Here is a 14484-nt window from a genome sequence, read left to right as displayed (position 1 = left end):
GCAAAACGCCAGAGCCCCCAGGCGTCCAAGGGGCTCTGCACTGTTCACAAGCCCTGGCTAAAATAAGGGTTAACCCTAGGTCCAGGCGGCCGGGTTCCTTTTTTTTCGACTCATCCCAACCAGCCCCGACGGGGCTGGTTGTTTTTTGTCTGCCCGCTTTCTTTCTTTTCTGTTCCACCATGCAACGACGCCAGTTCACCCAATCCCTTGTGGCCGCCAGCGCCGGCCTGCTGCTTGCCAATGCCTCCCGCGCCGTGGGCGTGCAGGACCCGATGGACGCCAAGACCGTGAGCATCGGCTGCTCGCTCGGCCTGACGGGCGCGCTGGCCAGCCTGGGCAAGGAACTCAAGCAAGGGCTGGACGCCGGCATTGCCCAGGCCAATGCGCGCGGCATCCATGGCCGCGAGCTGAAGCTGCTGGCGCTGGACGACGGCTACGACGCCGCCCGCTCGGAAGACAACGCCCGCAAGCTGATCGCCGACAGCAACGTGGTGGCCCTGATGTCCTGCATGGGCACGGCCAACAACCAGCGCATCCTGCCCCTGGTGGACGAGGCGCAGATCCCCTACGTGGCGCCCCAGAGCGGGGCCAATTCGCTGCGCAAGGCGGAGCACCGCTCGGTGTTCCACGTGCGCGCCAGCTATTCCGACGAGGCGCAGCGCCTGGCGCAAAAGCTGGTGGCCATGGGCATCACCGACCTGGCCATCGTGTACCAGGACACGGCCTTCGGCCGCGAATTCCTGGCCGACGTGAACGCCGCGCTCAAGGCAGCCAACCTGCAGGCGCCCAAGGCGTTCAAGCTCGACAACCAGGGCGCGCAGGTGGCCGACGTGGTGCGCCAGGCTGTGGCCGCCAAGCCCATGGCGGTGCTGCTGGGCACGGCGGGGGACGTCTCGGCGGCGCTGGTGAACGAGTTCAAGAAGGTGTCGCCCAGCACGCCGCTGGCCGCGACCAGCGTGGCCCTGTCCGGGGACAACCTGCGCCAGCTGGGCGGCAAGGCGGCCGGCATTGCCCTGTCCATGGTGCTGCCCGACGCCGGCCGCACCAGCGTGGCCCTGGTGCGCGACTACCAGCGGGCCATGAAGGCGGCGGGCTTCCAGGAGTTCTCGGCGCGCAGTTTCGAAGGCTACGTGAACGCCCGCGTGCTCACCGAAGGCCTGGAGCGCGCCGGCCGCGACCTCACGCGCGCCAAGCTGCGCAACGCGCTGGCCGGCATCCGCGGCAATGACCTGGGCGGCCTGCTGATCGACTATGCCGGCGGCGCCCCCTACGTGGGGTCGCGCTTCCTGGACCTGGGCGTGCTGGGCGCCAACGGTCGCATGGTGGGCTGACCGCCCTGCCGGGCATGGGCACAATGGCCGGTTTCCCCGGTTGCGACCGACACCTCCACCACCCACCATGCCCCTCTGGAAAAAACCCATCGACCTGGCCCTGCTGAAGGCCGCCAACCGCAACACCGCCGTCGAGCACCTCGGCATCGAGTTCACCGAGGTGGGCGACGATTTCCTGCGGGCCCGGGTGCCCGTGGACCATCGCACCATCCAGCCCTTTGGCCTGCTGCACGGCGGTGTCAGCGTGGTGCTGGCCGAATCGATGGGCTCCACCGGCGCCTACTACGCCCTGCCCGAGGGCTACCGCGCCGTGGGCCTGGACATCAACGCCAACCACCTGCGCTCGGCCACCAGCGGCTGGGTGACGGGCACCGCCAAGCCCGTGCACATCGGGCGCACCACGCACGTCTGGCACATCGACCTGCACAACGAAGCGGGGGAGCTGACCTGCGTGTCCCGGCTGACCATGGCGATTCTGGCGCCTAGATAGGGGGCATCCCCCTGAGGCACTTCGTGCCTTCCCCCTTCTCTCGAATCGCTGGCGCGATTCGGGAAGGGGGACACCGCCAGCGCGGCGGGGCGGCCCTTGCGCGGCGGTCCTGGTGCGGGGCGCGCCCTGTGCGCTGGATGGGGGTCCACATCCTCCGAGGTGCTCTGACGCCACCGGCCGTCCGGGCTGAGCCTGTCGAAGCCAGGGCGCGGCGAAACTTCAAACAAAATCGGCCTCCAGCGCTTACTGGATAAGCGCAAGAAGCTATCTATTCAGTAGCGTCCTGCTGCGCCAAGCGCTCGCTTTTCCAGTACACGTCGTCGCCACCGTCCATGCGGTTGAGCACGCGGGCGAGGACGAACATCAGGTCGGAGAGGCGGTTGAGGTACTGGCGCGGGGCGTCGTTCAGCGCCTCTTCGTTGCCCAGGGCCACCACGGCGCGTTCGGCGCGGCGGGCCACGGTGCGGCAGACGTGGGCCTGCGCTGCGGCGCGCGTGCCGGCAGGCAGGATGAATTCCTGCAGCCGCGGCAGCGCGGCGTTGTGGTCGGCCAGGGCCGCGTCCAGCGCCAGCACGGCCTCGGGCTTGAGCAGTTCAAAGCCGGGGATGGACAGCTCCCCGCCCAGGTTGAACAGCTGGTGCTGGATCTCCACCAGCAGCGCACGCACGCCGTCGGGCAGGCGCTCGCACAGCAGCAGGCCGATATGGGAGTTCAGCTCGTCCACATCGCCCAGGGCATGGATGCGCAGGCTGTTCTTGGAAACGCGCTGGTTGTTGCCCAGGCCGGTGGTGCCGGCGTCGCCCGTGCGGGTGGCGATCTGTGTGAGTCGGTTGCCCATGGTGTGCTTGCGAGATGGAAGGGCGCCATTGTCGTCCAGCGCCCCAGAAAAAAGCCCCGCCGGCGGTGGGTGCACGGCGGGGCTGCAGGGGAAATAGACCCTGCGACGAGCAGGTCGGAACCTGCTCACGGGCTCAGTCTTAATGAACCATCGAGGGGTTCCGGTTGTACTTGTCCAGGTCCGCCGTGGACACACCGCCGGCGCCGGGCTTCATGCTGTTCCACGCGTTGGCGTGGTAGGTGTCCCATTCCTGGCGGGACACCATGCCATCGCCGTTGCTGTCCATCAGCCGGGCGTTCACCCGGGCATCGGCCTTGGCAGCGGCCTTGCCGCCCGAAGCGCTGGGGTTGATCTCGGCCACCGGGGCGCCGCGGCCGTCACCCTTGGCCGGGTCCATGGGGGCTGCCGAGCTGTTTGCGGCACGCTGGTCCACGCGGTTTTGCGCATTGGCGGCGGCGGGCCCGCCCGACGCGGCGGGGCTGACCTCCGACGGCGGGCGCGACGCGTTGCCGGCGGGTGCCTGGGCCAGGGCGGCGGTGCAGGCGAGAGCGGCCAGCGCGGCCAGGGCGGTGTGCTTGTTCATAAAAGGCTCCTTTCCGTTTCAGTTCACGAAGAACGACAACCAAAAATGGATGAAAAAGCCTCCCGAAGCGGAAGGCTGAACATCCATTGTTGGAGCCGCGCCGGCGCCGGGCTGTAGGACATCCGCCGCGGTGCCGGTCGTCCGGGGACCAGCCGATGTGCCGCCGCGGCGGCTGCATGCCCTGCCCGCGCAGACTTACGTTGGGGTACAGGTTTGCAGCATTGCTCTACACAAGCGGCGCCTGCGGTTACATGGCGCTGGCATTTGTTGGCGCAGGCAACAGCCGGCAAGAGTGCTGGCCTGGCGGGCCCTGCTGCGGTGCAATGAACGCCTGTTCAACTTCACAGGAGCCCCGCTTCCATGAAAGCACAGCAACGACGCATGTCCCCGTTCGACGCCCGCAGCGTGATGCTCTTCGCCGCCTTGGCGCTGGGTGGCGCAGGGGCGCTGCAAGCCCAGGCGCAAGGCGCCGCTGGCAGCAGCGGCGGCGGCGGCAAAAGCCCCGCAGCCCAAGGCTCGGACACGCCGTATTCCTACGGCCCGGGCACCGGCAACCCGTCGCGCGCCGCCAGCAACGCCTTCCAGCGCGCGGACGCCGACAAGGACGGAAAACTCAGCGAGCAGGAAGCCACGCAGCTGCCCGCCATCAGCCAGCGCTTCAAGGAACTGGACACCGACCGCAACGGATCGCTGTCGCCCACCGAATTCGAGAAAGGCCTTTTGAGCTGACGCCCCGCCCGCCCCCGTGCATTACGGCCTGGGGGCGCCCTAAGAACGTTCTTGACAAAACAGTCCGCGGGCCATGGCGGCCCGCGGGCCCTTGGACGTGGTGCGCGGCAACGGCCGCCGCGGCACCGGGGCTACACCAACCCCATCAGGCGCGCCAGCCAGGACAGCAGCAGCGCGGCCCCGACCGCCGCCAGCACGGGCGGCTGCCACCAGAGCCCACGCGCCGCACGGCGGCGGCCTCCGATGCCTTCCGCCAGCGCCTGGCCGGCTGCCAGCAGCAGCCATACCAGCAGCACCAGCGCGCCCGGGCTGGCCGCCCAGGCGGCCCCCAGATCGCCCTGCACCAGTACCGCACAGGCGTGCGTGCCGCCGCACAGCGGGCACGGCAGCCCCGTCAGCGCCTGGAAGCCGCAGCCCCAGCCGCCGCCCTGGCGCAGCCACCACGGCGTGGCCGCCATGGCCAGCGGCCCGCCCAGGCCCAGCGCCAGCCGCACGGCGCGATCGCCGCGCGGGAGCGGCGGCCCGGCGGATGCCGCGCCAGCGCTGCGGACGCCGTCAGAGCGGAGGAAGGGCCAGCGGCTCATCGCCCACCAGCTGGCGTGCCATGTAGTACGAGCCGATGGTGGACAGCGGCAGCGTCAGCAGCGCGCCCACCCAGCACAGCAGAAAGCCCAGCGAGCCCACGATGCCCAGCACCAGCGAGCAGACCAAGGCCGAGCCCAGGTTCTTCGTCACGATGCTCCAGGCCCGGCTGAAGGCCGCCACCCCGTCGCGCTCGCCGCGCGCCACCAGGTACAGCGCCACCGGCGGCAGCGCCATGACGAGCAGCCCCGGAATGAAACACAGCATGAAGCCCAGCGACACGACCAGCGAGCTGATCAGGCCGGCCACGAAGGCGGGCACGAAGTCGTCAAAACCCCGGAACACGTCGCCGATCTGCACCGCCTCACCGCGCGCTTCGCGCTCGATCATGCGCATGTAGCCCACCACCATGGGCCCGGCCAGCAGGCCGGCGCTGATGCCGGCCACGACCATCACCAGCAAGGTGCACACCACGTGGGTGAGGACGTTTTTCTTGAAGGTGCCCCAGGCACCGGACAGGCAATCTCCCACACTGGCTGAAGCCATGGCAATCTCCCTCTCTTGGATGTGCAGCAAACACTGCCCGGGCAGTGTAGCGAGCGCATCGCGCGGCTGCTAGGGATGCTCTGCACGAATCGAGCGGAAAGTGTGCGCTGCGGATCGGGAGGGGCTGCAAGGCGCAAAACGCAGCAATAGCAGGTGCTATTGCGAGGATTTGCAACGCAGCAGACCACCCGAGTCCGCAGATGCACACGGCGCGACGATTCGTGAAGAGGATCCCTAGGGATGGCACGCGTCAGAGAAGGCCGTCCCACAGCGCGAACCGCGCGGGCTGCGGGTGCGGCGCGTACAGGGCCGTGTCACCAAAATGCTGAACCGCTGGCGGCGCTGCCCCATACGGCGCCCAGCCGGGGTCGCCGCCGCGGGCGAACGCCACCCAGCCCTGGTGCAGGGCCTGCGACAGCGCCGCTGGGGGCGCGGCACCGGTGAGTTCCTGCCCCGTCGCCGTGTGGAGGTTGCCGAACACGAACGGCAGCTCCACCCCGTGCGCCGCGCCCAGCCGCCCGCGCCACTGGGGGGACGGCCAGGCGAATTCGTAGCCATGCGCGCTGCGGGCCCAGCGGTGGGCCAGCGCGGCGATGCGCTGGGCAGGCACGCGGTAGTAGTAATCGGACTGGAGCGCGCACAGCACCTCGCCGGGCGAGCGCTGCGCGGGCGGCAGCATGCCGCGCAAGGCCTCCACGGCGCTGCCCGGGAACCCCACTTCGTGCGCGAAGGAGTGCACTTGCGCTTCGGTCACGCGGTCGATGGCGCCGCCGGGCACGTGGTACAGGCGCATCTCGTCGGCGTTGCACCCCACCAGCACCTGCAGGTCCGGCGGGTGGGCCGCCCATTGCTGCGCCAGTGCCTGCAGCGGCGGCGCGGCCAGCACCCGCCCGTCCACGACCGGCCGCAGCGGGAAGAAGTTGCGCCCTCCCAGTCCGTGCCGCAGCCGCAGGGCGGGGTCGGACGCCAGCCGGTGCACCGCGTGCAGCACCGCAGGCTGCGGCGCGTCGCTCAGCGCCGCGAGGTGGGGCTCCACGCCCGCCAGCGCGGCCACGGCGCGCCGCGCGGCGGCGGCCTCGTGCAAGGTCTGGCAGGCCACACTGGGGCTTTGCAGGATGGCCCGCTGCACCAGCCCGCGCGCAGCGGGCAGGCCCAGCAGGCAGGCCAGCGCACCCGCGCCAGCCGACTGGCCGAACACGGTGACGCGGGCGGGGTCGCCGCCCCAGGCCGCAATGTGGTCGCGCACCCACTGCAGCCCGGCCAGCAAGTCCAGCAGCCCGCGGTTGGCGGGGGCGGCGTGCTCCTCGCCCTCGAAATGCAGAAAGCCGTCGATGCCCAGCCGGTACTGCAGCGACACGAACACCACGCCCTGCCGCGCAAACGCGGCCCCGTCGTACAGCGGCTCGCTGGCCGCCCCGCGAAAGAAGCCGCCGCCATGCACCCACACCATGACGGGCAGGCCCGCGCCGGGCTCGGCGGGCGGTGCCCACACGTTGGCGGCCAGGCAGTCCGCGCCGCCCAGCGGGGGGGCTTCCGCGCCCGCGGCACGGGCCAGCTGCGGCGCCATGGGCGCGAAGGTGGCGGCATCGCGCACGCCGGACCACGGCGGCACCGGCACGGGCGCCGCAAACCGCAGCGCGCCGCGCGGCGCCTGGGCATAGCGCACGCCGCGGAACACGCGCACGGCCTGGTCCCACGCCCCCTGCAGCTGCCCGCCATGCGGCAGCGTGACGGTGGGTGCCGCGGTTGCGCCCGTCATTCCGTCGCCAGGCCCAGCTTGTCGATCAGCGGGCGCCACACGGCCGCATCGCGCGCCGCCCAGGTGCGCGCATCGCCCGGCGCCGAGGGCGTGAGCGTGACGTTCATGGCCTCCAGGCGGGACTTGTAGTGCGCATCGCCCGCGCGGCATTTCTCGGTGGCGGCGTTGAGCCGGTTCAGCAGCTCGGGCGGCGTGCCGGCCTTGGCCACCACGGCAATCCACGCGGGGCGCGCCAGATCGCTGGCGCTGGGCAACGCCTCGGCAATGGTGGGCACGTCGGGCAGCAGCGCCGAGCGCTGCGCGCCAAACAGGGCCAGCGGCACCAGCTTGCCCGCCTTGACCTGCGCGGCGGCCGTGCCGATGACCAGCGTCATCGTATGGATCTGCTGGCCCATGAGGGCGGTGAGCCCCGCGCCCTCGCCCACGAAGGGCACGTGGGTGCCCGGCACGCCCAGCCGCTCGACGAGCGCCGAGGTCAGCAGGTGCGCGGGGCTGCCCCGCCCCGGCGAGCCGAAGTTGATGCCGCCGGGGATGGACCGGGCCAGCTTCTGCAGGTCCGCCAGGGTGGCGATACCCGGCCCCGCGGGCACGGCCAGCACCAGGGGCGAGGTGCCCAGCACGGCCACGCCGTCGAAGTCGCGCAGCGGGTCGTAGGGCTGCTGCTTGTAGACATAGGGCGTGATGCTCATCTGCGACATGCCGATGCTCAGCAGGTTGTAGCCGTCCGCGGGCTGGGCCTTGAGGTAGTTGACGGCCAGGATGCCGTTGGCCCCGGGCTTGTTCTGCACCACCACGGGCTGGCCCAGTTCACGCGCGGCGCAGTCGGCCCATGCGCGGGTCATCGCGTCCGAGCCGCTGCCGGGCGGCTGCTGCGCGATGAGCTGGATGGGCTTGGCCGGGTAGGCGGCGGGCTGCTGCGCGAAGGCGCTGCCGGCCGCACCGGCCAGCGCGGCGACTGCGGCCAGCGCGGCCATTGCGGCAAGCCCGCAAAGCACGGAGGCGCGCGCGGGGCGCGAAGGGGCAGTGGTCATGGCGTTGTCTCCTGGTGATGGTGGTGGGCTCGGATGTGCTCAGGGTGCGCGGTGCGGCCGGCCCGCCAGCGGCAGGGCCGCACCCAGATGGCCGATGGGCAGGACCGCTCAGCGGCGCCGCGTGCGCCCCTGGGGGGGCGGGCCGGACGCCGCAGCGGCAGCGGCTTCGCAGCGGCTGGCGATCCAGTCCGCCAGGCAGGCCAGCTGGGCCTGCTGCGCGGCATCCGGCTGCGCCGCCGGCGCGGGCGCAAACAGCTGCAGCAGGCCCAGACCGCGCAGCGACGACAGCACCAGGCCCAGCAGGCCGTCGCGGTCGGGCGCGGCCGCCAGCTCGGGGAAGGCGTTGAAGAAGCCCTCCTGCATGCGGACCTGCACGCTCTGGCGCAGCTCGGCAATGTGGCCCAGCACCTCGGGCTGGTTGCGGCAGCCCAGGTAGATGTTCCACGCCACGATGAAGCGCGGCTGCGCGTACACCAGGCTCCACACCGCCTGCACAAACCGGGCAGCCCGCTCGCGCGGCGGCAGCGCGCTGCTGGGCCACAGCTCGCCCGAGCGCACGGTGGACTCGATCAGCTCGCTGAGCACATGCATCATCAGCACCGCCTTCGATTCGAAGTGGTGCTGCACCGCGCCCGAGGTCATGCCGGCCGACTTGGCCAGCTCGTGGATGGACATCTCCTCCAGGCTGCGGTGCTGGATCACGTCGATGGCGGTGGCAATGAGGTGCTGGCGCGTGGCAGCGCTGCGCTCGGCATGGGTGCGGCGCACCCCGGCCTGGGGAGAAACACGGAGGCTCATGGCGCTTTCACAATATGCATTACAAACGTAATGTATTTACGCGCCCCGGCGCCGACAAGCCCGTGAATACCCGCATCTCCCGCCGGGCCCAAGGCCGGGCGCGCACGGCGCCTGCGCCGGGCTGAACCTAGAATGCTTCTCATTGACCGCCCCACCGGAGACACACACCATGAACGCCCCCACCGCTGCCGCCCACCTGCTGCCTGCCATCGAGCTGCGCGACGTGCCCCAGGCCCTGATCGATGCGCTGCAGGCCCGCTTCGGCGCGCAGTGCTCGCTGGCCCAGGCCGTGCGCGAGCAGCACGGGCGCGACGAAGGCTCGCTGCAGGCCCCGCCGCCCAGCGCCGTGGTGTTTGCCGAGAGCACGCAGGACGTGGCCGACGCGGTGAAGCTGGCCAGTGACTACGAAGTGCCCGTGATCCCCTACGGCGCGGGCTCGTCGCTGGAAGGCCACCTGCTGGCCGTGCAGGGCGGCATCAGCATCGACGTGAGCCGCATGAACCAGGTGCTGAGCGTGAACGCCGAGGACCTGACGGTGACGGTGCAGCCCGGCATCACGCGCAAGCAGCTCAATGACGCCATCAAGGACACCGGCCTGTTCTTCCCCATCGACCCCGGCGCCGACGCCAGCATTGGCGGCATGGCCGCCACGCGCGCCAGCGGCACCAACGCCGTGCGCTACGGCACCATGCGCGAGAACGTGCTGGCGCTGGAGGTGGTGACGGCCAGCGGCGAGGTCATCCGCACCGGCACCCGCGCCAAGAAAAGCAGCGCGGGCTACGACCTCACGCGCCTGCTGGTGGGCAGCGAGGGCACGCTGGGCATCATGACCGAGATCACCGTGCGCCTGTACCCGCTGCCCGAGGCGGTGAGCGCCGCCATCTGCTCCTTCCCGAGCATCGAGGCGGCCGTGCGCACCGTGATCCAGACCATCCAGATCGGCGTGCCCATCGCGCGCGTGGAGCTCATCGACCACCACACCGTGCGCATGGTGAACGCGCACAGCAAGCTGACCCTGCGCGAGGAGCCCATGCTGCTGATGGAGTTCCACGGCTCGCCGGCCAGCGTGAAAGAGCAGGCCGAGATGGTGCAGACAATAGCCAGCGAGTTCGGCGGCCAGGCCTTTGAATGGGCCAGCACCCCCGAGGAGCGCACGCGCCTGTGGACCGCGCGGCACAACGCCTACTTTGCCGCCGTGCAAAGCCGCCCCGGCTGCCGCGCCATCAGCACCGACACCTGCGTGCCCATCAGCCGCCTGGCCGACTGCCTGCTCGAATCGGTGGATGAGGTGGAAGCCAGCGGCATCCCCTACTTCCTCGTCGGCCACGTGGGCGACGGCAACTTCCACTTCGGCTACCTCATCGACCCCAACAGCGCCGAAGAACGCACCCAGGCCGAAGCCATGAACCACACCCTGGTCGCCCGCGCCCTCAGCATGGGCGGCACCTGCACCGGCGAACACGGCGTGGGCGTGCACAAGATGGGCTTCCTGCTGGACGAAACCGGCACCGGCGCGGTGGACATGATGCGCGCCATCAAGCGCGCCCTGGACCCGAAGAACATCCTGAATCCCGGCAAGATTTTTGCGCTGTGAGACTGCGGGGACCCCATGCGCTGTAGCGATGCCATTGCCACAGCGCAGCATCTCCGCACAGGCCATCGCATCGCACGCTGCCCGGCAAGCCACGCGCGCTTCTGACAGTTCGAGCGTTGCTTCACGCCATGCGCGCAGCCTGGCTGGGCACTGCCTTTTTGGGCCCCCGGGTCCAGCGCTGCGTCCAAGCCGCCCCGCGAATGCGGGTATCCTGCAACGCCGTCCGCTCAGGAGGCACTCCATGAAGGCACCAGAACGCCACGAACTGCTGGCCGTGCTGAAGGCACGATTCGAAGCGCACATGCACCGCCACGCGGGCATTGCCTGGGCGGAGGTGCTGGCGCGGCTGGAGGGCAAGCCGGGGGCGCTGCGGTCGCTGCAGGCCATGGAAGCCACCGGGGGCGAACCCGATGTGGTGGGCCGCAGCGAAGGCACGGCGGAGATCCACTTTTGCGATTGCTCCCGCGAGAGCCCCGGTGGCCGCCGAAGCCTGTGCTATGACCCGCAGGCGCTGGACGAGCGCAAGGAGCACAAGCCGCAGGGCAGCGCCGCGGCGACGGCGGCGGACATGGGCATCGAGCTGCTGACGGAGGCGCGCTACCGCGCCCTGCAGGCCCTGGGCGAATTCGATACCAAGACGTCGAGCTGGGTGCAGACGCCGGGCGAAGTCCGCGCGCTGGGCGGTGCGCTGTTTGGCGACCGCCGCTACGGCAGGGTGTTCGTGTACCACAACGGGGCATCGTCGTACTACGCGGCCCGGGGATTTCGCGGCTGGCTTGCCGTGTGAGCGGCGCGGTGATGGATGTGCGGCAGGCGTTTTCGAGGATGAACCGATGATCAAGTACTCCTTTACCACCAGCACCACGCAGCTGGCCCGTACACCCGCGCCGGCGCCCGTGCCCGCGCCGCACTTGCAAGGCGAGTTGATCGACTACCAGGCCTGCCCCCTGTGCGACAGCAAGGCCATGGCGCCGCTGTGCAGCGCGGACTGCTCGCACCACCCCCGCTACAGCCCCGAGCTGTCGCGCACGATGCACTGGAGCCGCTGCGCGGCCTGCGGCCATGTGTTTCGCAGCGGCTACTACACCGACGCCGCGCTGAAGGTGGTGTTTCGCGGCACCAACGAATCGCAGGTGGTGGGCCACGACCTGGAGCGCCAGCGCTATGTGTCGGCGCAGATGATCGAGAAGGTGCTGCCCTACCAGAGCCACGGCACCTGGCTGGACGTGGGGTTCGGCAACGCGTCGCTGCTGTTCACGGCGCAGGAATACGGGTTTGAGCCGCTGGGGCTGGACCTGCGCCAGCAGACGGTGGACGAGCTGCGCAAATGGGGCGTCAGCGCGCACTGCCAGGACGTGGCGCAGCTGGAACTGCCCCGCCCCGCCAGCGTGGTCAGCATGGCGGATGTGCTGGAGCACATGCCGTTCCCCAAGATCGGCCTGGGCGCGGCCCACCGGCTGCTGCAGCCCGGGGGCGTGCTGCTGATTTCCATGCCCAACAGGGGCTCGCCCGTGTGGAAGGCGCTGGACGCCGCCGGCGCCAACCCGTACTGGGGCGAGATCGAGCACTACCATAACTTCGACCGCGAGCGGCTGTATGCGCTGCTGGCCGAATGCGGCTTTGAGCCAGTGCGCTACGGCATCAGCCAGCGCTACCGCGTGTGCATGGAGGTGGTGGCGCTGAAGGTGCCGCGCTAGCTGCAGCGCACGCGGCGGCGCGGCCTGCGGCGCATCCCTATCCGTGCACCGCGCGCGAATCCGCGGGCGCTTGGGCCCGGTCGTGCAGGCCGTAGTCGCGCACCACGGCCGCGACGCGCAGGCGGTAGTCGGCAAAGATGCCACCGCGCCCGGCCTGCTGGGTGCTGCGGTGGGCCTCCAGCTGCCGCCAGTGCGCCACGGCTTCTTCGTCGCGCCAGAACGAGAGGGACAGCAGCTTGCCGGGCTGGCTCAGGCTCTCAAAGCGTTCGATGGAAAGGAAGCCGTCCACCTGCTCCAGCAGCGGGCGCAATGCGGCGGCCGCGCCCAGGTACGCGTCCGTTTGACCGGGCGCTGGCGTCACCTCGAAGATCACGGCCATCATGCGGCGGCCCCCTGCGGGTGCGCTGGCAGGCCCAGCGTGCCTTCCACGCCCTGCGTGAAGCTGCGCTCCTCGCGCAGGATGAAGCGCTTGTCCTGCGCCAGGGCAAAGTTGGCGCGGCCCTCGGGGTCGGCCCGCAGGCGGGCGCGGTAGGCCTCGTACGCCGCCAGCGAATCAAAGGCGATGAGCCCCCAGGCCTCGTAGTTGCTGCCTTCGTGCGGCAGGAAGTAGCCCAGCAGGTGGCCGCCGCAGCGGGGAATGATCTGGCCCCAGCGGCGCGCGTACTCGGCGAAGAGGTCGCGCTGGAAGGGGTCGATTTCATAGCGGATGAAGCAGGTGATCATGGTGTTTCAAAGTCGTGGGTTGGCAGGGGCTTCACGATAGGCCGTTGACGGGCGCCGATGGTTCGCCCAAGATCGAACCATGAAAGACGGCCCCCACATCGCGCGCATTGCCGCGCTCATCGGCGACAGCGCGCGCGCCGAAGTCCTCACCGCGCTGATGGCCGACCGCGCCCTCACCGCCACCGAGCTGGCCGATGTGGCCGGCGTGACCAAGCAGACCATCAGCGCCCACCTGGCCAAGCTGGTCGACGCGGGGCTGGTGGCGGTGGAAAGCCAGGGCCGGCACCGCTATTTCCGCCTGGCCGACCGCGATGTGGCGGCCCTGCTGGAATCGCTGATGAACGTGGCTTTCCGCGCCGGGGCGGTGCGCCTGCGCGCCAGCCCGCGCGAGCCGGCCCTGCGCCGCGCGCGCATGTGCTACGACCACCTGGCCGGCGAGGTGGGCGTGCAGTTCTACGAGGCGCTGGTGCGGCAAGGGCTGCTGCAGGCCACGCCCCAGGGCGCGGCAGTCACCGATGCGGGCGCGCAGTGGTTTGAACAGGTGGGGATCGACACCAACGCCCTCGCCCAACAGCGGCGCGCGCTGTGCCGCCCCTGCCTGGACTGGAGCGAGCGGCGCCACCACCTGGGCGGTGCACTGGGCGCGGCGTTGCTGCAGCGGCTATTCGACGGTGGTTGGGCGCACCGCGCCGGGGACTCGCGCGTGGTCCAGTTCACACCCCGTGGCGAACTGGCGCTGCGCGAATGGCTGGCTGGCACTGCCCCGGCCGCCGCATCCACGCCGCAAGGCACGCGCGCAGCATGAAGACCTTGCTGCTGTTCATTGCGACCGCACTGGCCGAAATCGTGGGCTGCTACCTGCCCTGGCTGTATCTGCGGCATGGCAAGCCCCTGTGGCTGCTGCTGCCCGCAGCGCTGAGCCTGGCGCTGTTTGCGTGGCTGCTCACCCTGCACGACACGGCCGGCGCGGGTCGCGTCTACGCGGCCTATGGCGGGGTTTACATCGGCGTAGCGCTGGCGTGGCTGTGGGTGGTGGATGGCATTCGGCCCACCGCATGGGATGTGGCGGGCGTGCTGGTAGCGCTCGCCGGCATGGCGATCATCATGCTGCAGCCGGGGCGCTAAGGCACCGCGAGCCGGTACCGCGCCCCTGCGCGCGCCGTGCCCACCTGCAGCAGGTTGACCACGCCCATCACGTCGTCGACCAGCCCCACGGCCTTCTCCATCGCCTCGGCCTGCTCCTGCGACTGCACGCAGCCCATCAGCGTGACCAGCCGGCGTTCGCCCAGCACCCACACGCTGGTGTCGCCAAACCGCCCGTCCTCGCGCAGGTACAGCTGCACGCGCGGGATGATCTCGGCGTCGTAAAGGTACGAGTTGGGCAGCCGGCAGCGCCCCACGCGGTAGCAGCTGCCGCCGTGCTGCGCGCGCACGTGGGCCAGCTCGCGCACCTCGGATGCGGTGTACAGCGGCCCCTCGGGCACGGGGCATGCAGGCAGCGCGTTGGTGACCTGCACAAGGGGATCGCTGAAGGCGTTGGTGCGCGCTACAGCGGCCGCACCCGCGCCCTGCTGTGCCCACCCTTCCCAGGGCAACGCGGCCACCAGCCCTGCAGCCACCGCGCCGAGCACGGGGCGCAGCAGCGGCCGCGCGGCGCTGCGCCGCAGGGACGGGAGTGAGGGCTTTTTCATGGGCACAGGCTCCGGCGGAGTGGGCCTGCTGCGCACCACCCAACGCGGCGTTGGACTGCAGAGCCCGGTTTCACGGGCCGCCATGATGGCAA

General features: G+C 70.6%; 18 protein-coding genes. 8 read left to right on the top strand and 10 right to left on the bottom strand.

Translation table 11 applies throughout. The features are described 5' to 3' along the window. Positions 1-179: 179 nt before the first annotated feature. Together ACOYR3_RS01345 and ACOYR3_RS01340 are read left to right on the top strand one after the other, a co-directional pair. The gene (locus ACOYR3_RS01345) at positions 180-1331 is read left to right on the top strand and encodes an ABC transporter substrate-binding protein (protein WP_422844741.1); all 1152 of its coding nucleotides are present in this window, start codon (positions 180-182) and stop codon (positions 1329-1331) included. Positions 1332-1398: 67 nt separating this feature from the next. Continuing rightward, on the top strand, positions 1399-1821 hold the full coding sequence (locus tag ACOYR3_RS01340) for a hotdog fold thioesterase (protein WP_422844740.1): 423 nt from the start codon (positions 1399-1401) through the stop codon (positions 1819-1821). Between the two features lie 268 nt (positions 1822-2089). Here the strand turns inward: ACOYR3_RS01340 and ACOYR3_RS01335 are convergent, their stop codons facing one another. Together ACOYR3_RS01335 and ACOYR3_RS01330 are read right to left on the bottom strand one after the other, a co-directional pair. Next, the gene (locus tag ACOYR3_RS01335; protein WP_422844739.1) at positions 2090-2659 is read right to left on the bottom strand and encodes a cob(I)yrinic acid a,c-diamide adenosyltransferase; all 570 of its coding nucleotides are present in this window, start codon (positions 2657-2659) and stop codon (positions 2090-2092) included. 139 nt (positions 2660-2798) lie between these two features. Beyond that, a complete protein-coding gene (locus tag ACOYR3_RS01330; protein ID WP_422844738.1) occupies positions 2799-3242 on the bottom strand; it encodes a hypothetical protein in 444 nt (147 codons plus the stop codon). A gap of 360 nt (positions 3243-3602) precedes the next feature. Between ACOYR3_RS01330 and ACOYR3_RS01325 the strand changes: the two genes are divergently transcribed. Further along, complete coding sequence (locus tag ACOYR3_RS01325) at positions 3603-3971, top strand: EF-hand domain-containing protein (RefSeq protein ID WP_422844737.1); 369 nt, start codon at positions 3603-3605, stop codon at positions 3969-3971. Positions 3972-4102: 131 nt separating this feature from the next. Here ACOYR3_RS01325 and ACOYR3_RS01320 read toward each other — a convergent pair whose 3' ends face one another. The 5 genes from ACOYR3_RS01320 to ACOYR3_RS01300 all read right to left on the bottom strand — a co-directional run bounded on the left by ACOYR3_RS01320 (position 4103) and on the right by ACOYR3_RS01300 (position 8687). After that, positions 4103-4555, bottom strand: coding sequence for a DUF2752 domain-containing protein (locus tag ACOYR3_RS01320; RefSeq protein WP_422844736.1), 453 nt, complete (start codon positions 4553-4555; stop codon positions 4103-4105). Continuing rightward, positions 4527-5099, bottom strand: a complete 573-nt coding sequence (locus ACOYR3_RS01315) for a hypothetical protein (RefSeq protein WP_422844735.1) — start codon at positions 5097-5099, stop codon at positions 4527-4529. Before ACOYR3_RS01315 ends, ACOYR3_RS01320 begins: the two co-directional genes overlap by 29 nt. A 250-nt stretch (positions 5100-5349) precedes the next feature. Beyond that, positions 5350-6858 carry a carboxylesterase/lipase family protein gene (locus ACOYR3_RS01310; protein ID WP_422844734.1) on the bottom strand — a complete coding sequence of 503 codons (1509 nt, stop codon included), beginning with the start codon at positions 6856-6858 and terminating at the stop codon, positions 5350-5352. Then, a complete protein-coding gene (locus ACOYR3_RS01305) occupies positions 6855-7889 on the bottom strand; it encodes a Bug family tripartite tricarboxylate transporter substrate binding protein (protein ID WP_422844733.1) in 1035 nt (344 codons plus the stop codon). Before ACOYR3_RS01305 ends, ACOYR3_RS01310 begins: the two co-directional genes overlap by 4 nt. A gap of 108 nt (positions 7890-7997) precedes the next feature. After that, a complete protein-coding gene (locus tag ACOYR3_RS01300) occupies positions 7998-8687 on the bottom strand; it encodes a TetR/AcrR family transcriptional regulator (RefSeq protein ID WP_422844732.1) in 690 nt (229 codons plus the stop codon). A gap of 169 nt (positions 8688-8856) precedes the next feature. Between ACOYR3_RS01300 and ACOYR3_RS01295 the strand changes: the two genes are divergently transcribed. The 3 genes from ACOYR3_RS01295 (at position 8857) to ACOYR3_RS01285 (ending at position 11978) form a co-directional block, all read left to right on the top strand. Beyond that, positions 8857-10281, top strand: coding sequence for an FAD-binding oxidoreductase (locus ACOYR3_RS01295; protein ID WP_422844731.1), 1425 nt, complete (start codon positions 8857-8859; stop codon positions 10279-10281). 241 nt (positions 10282-10522) lie between these two features. Then, positions 10523-11068: a DUF4256 domain-containing protein gene (locus tag ACOYR3_RS01290; protein ID WP_422844730.1), complete on the top strand. Its 546-nt coding sequence runs from the start codon at positions 10523-10525 to the stop codon at positions 11066-11068. Positions 11069-11114: 46 nt separating this feature from the next. Further along, positions 11115-11978, top strand: a complete 864-nt coding sequence (locus ACOYR3_RS01285) for a class I SAM-dependent methyltransferase (RefSeq protein WP_422844729.1) — start codon at positions 11115-11117, stop codon at positions 11976-11978. A 37-nt stretch (positions 11979-12015) separates the two neighbouring features. On the opposite strand, the gene ACOYR3_RS01280 is transcribed toward ACOYR3_RS01285, so the two are convergent. Both ACOYR3_RS01280 and ACOYR3_RS01275 read right to left on the bottom strand, forming a co-directional pair. Beyond that, entirely contained in the window at positions 12016-12360 is a 345-nt protein-coding gene (locus tag ACOYR3_RS01280) for an antibiotic biosynthesis monooxygenase family protein (protein ID WP_422844728.1), read from the bottom strand. Beyond that, positions 12357-12701: an NIPSNAP family protein gene (locus tag ACOYR3_RS01275; protein ID WP_422844727.1), complete on the bottom strand. Its 345-nt coding sequence runs from the start codon at positions 12699-12701 to the stop codon at positions 12357-12359. The genes ACOYR3_RS01280 and ACOYR3_RS01275 overlap by 4 nt, the downstream gene beginning before the upstream one ends. 79 nt (positions 12702-12780) lie before the next feature. Here ACOYR3_RS01275 and ACOYR3_RS01270 point away from each other — a divergent pair, with 79 nt between their 5' ends. After that, positions 12781-13506 carry an ArsR/SmtB family transcription factor gene (locus ACOYR3_RS01270; protein WP_422844726.1) on the top strand — a complete coding sequence of 242 codons (726 nt, stop codon included), beginning with the start codon at positions 12781-12783 and terminating at the stop codon, positions 13504-13506. Then, positions 13503-13826 carry a YnfA family protein gene (locus ACOYR3_RS01265; RefSeq protein WP_422844725.1) on the top strand — a complete coding sequence of 108 codons (324 nt, stop codon included), beginning with the start codon at positions 13503-13505 and terminating at the stop codon, positions 13824-13826. Before ACOYR3_RS01270 ends, ACOYR3_RS01265 begins: the two co-directional genes overlap by 4 nt. Here ACOYR3_RS01265 and ACOYR3_RS01260 read toward each other — a convergent pair. Continuing rightward, a complete protein-coding gene (locus ACOYR3_RS01260) occupies positions 13823-14392 on the bottom strand; it encodes a BON domain-containing protein (RefSeq protein ID WP_422844724.1) in 570 nt (189 codons plus the stop codon). The two genes, ACOYR3_RS01265 and ACOYR3_RS01260, sit on opposite strands and share 4 nt — an antisense overlap. Between the last annotated feature and the right edge of the window lie 92 nt (positions 14393-14484).

The sequence above is a fragment of the Acidovorax sp. M2(2025) genome, assembly GCF_049330835.1.
Lineage (GTDB): Bacteria > Pseudomonadota > Gammaproteobacteria > Burkholderiales > Burkholderiaceae_C > Acidovorax.
This window is presented reverse-complemented; position numbering and strand designations above follow the sequence as displayed.

Excerpts from the sequence above, each read along its gene's own strand:
- ACOYR3_RS01345 (WP_422844741.1), top strand. The coding sequence starts at position 180 with ATGCAACGACGCCAGTTCACCCAATCCCTTGTGGCCGCCAGCGCCGGC.
- ACOYR3_RS01340 (WP_422844740.1), top strand. The coding sequence starts at position 1,399 with ATGCCCCTCTGGAAAAAACCCATCGACCTGGCCCTGCTGAAGGCCGCC.
- ACOYR3_RS01335 (WP_422844739.1), bottom strand. The coding sequence starts at position 2,659 with ATGGGCAACCGACTCACACAGATCGCCACCCGCACGGGCGACGCCGGC.
- ACOYR3_RS01330 (WP_422844738.1), bottom strand. The coding sequence starts at position 3,242 with ATGAACAAGCACACCGCCCTGGCCGCGCTGGCCGCTCTCGCCTGCACC.
- ACOYR3_RS01325 (WP_422844737.1), top strand. The coding sequence starts at position 3,603 with ATGAAAGCACAGCAACGACGCATGTCCCCGTTCGACGCCCGCAGCGTG.
- ACOYR3_RS01320 (WP_422844736.1), bottom strand. The coding sequence starts at position 4,555 with ATGAGCCGCTGGCCCTTCCTCCGCTCTGACGGCGTCCGCAGCGCTGGC.
- ACOYR3_RS01315 (WP_422844735.1), bottom strand. The coding sequence starts at position 5,099 with ATGGCTTCAGCCAGTGTGGGAGATTGCCTGTCCGGTGCCTGGGGCACC.
- ACOYR3_RS01310 (WP_422844734.1), bottom strand. The coding sequence starts at position 6,858 with ATGACGGGCGCAACCGCGGCACCCACCGTCACGCTGCCGCATGGCGGG.
- ACOYR3_RS01305 (WP_422844733.1), bottom strand. The coding sequence starts at position 7,889 with ATGACCACTGCCCCTTCGCGCCCCGCGCGCGCCTCCGTGCTTTGCGGG.
- ACOYR3_RS01300 (WP_422844732.1), bottom strand. The coding sequence starts at position 8,687 with ATGAGCCTCCGTGTTTCTCCCCAGGCCGGGGTGCGCCGCACCCATGCC.
- ACOYR3_RS01295 (WP_422844731.1), top strand. The coding sequence starts at position 8,857 with ATGAACGCCCCCACCGCTGCCGCCCACCTGCTGCCTGCCATCGAGCTG.
- ACOYR3_RS01290 (WP_422844730.1), top strand. The coding sequence starts at position 10,523 with ATGAAGGCACCAGAACGCCACGAACTGCTGGCCGTGCTGAAGGCACGA.
- ACOYR3_RS01285 (WP_422844729.1), top strand. The coding sequence starts at position 11,115 with ATGATCAAGTACTCCTTTACCACCAGCACCACGCAGCTGGCCCGTACA.
- ACOYR3_RS01280 (WP_422844728.1), bottom strand. The coding sequence starts at position 12,360 with ATGATGGCCGTGATCTTCGAGGTGACGCCAGCGCCCGGTCAAACGGAC.
- ACOYR3_RS01275 (WP_422844727.1), bottom strand. The coding sequence starts at position 12,701 with ATGATCACCTGCTTCATCCGCTATGAAATCGACCCCTTCCAGCGCGAC.
- ACOYR3_RS01270 (WP_422844726.1), top strand. The coding sequence starts at position 12,781 with ATGAAAGACGGCCCCCACATCGCGCGCATTGCCGCGCTCATCGGCGAC.
- ACOYR3_RS01265 (WP_422844725.1), top strand. The coding sequence starts at position 13,503 with ATGAAGACCTTGCTGCTGTTCATTGCGACCGCACTGGCCGAAATCGTG.
- ACOYR3_RS01260 (WP_422844724.1), bottom strand. The coding sequence starts at position 14,392 with ATGAAAAAGCCCTCACTCCCGTCCCTGCGGCGCAGCGCCGCGCGGCCG.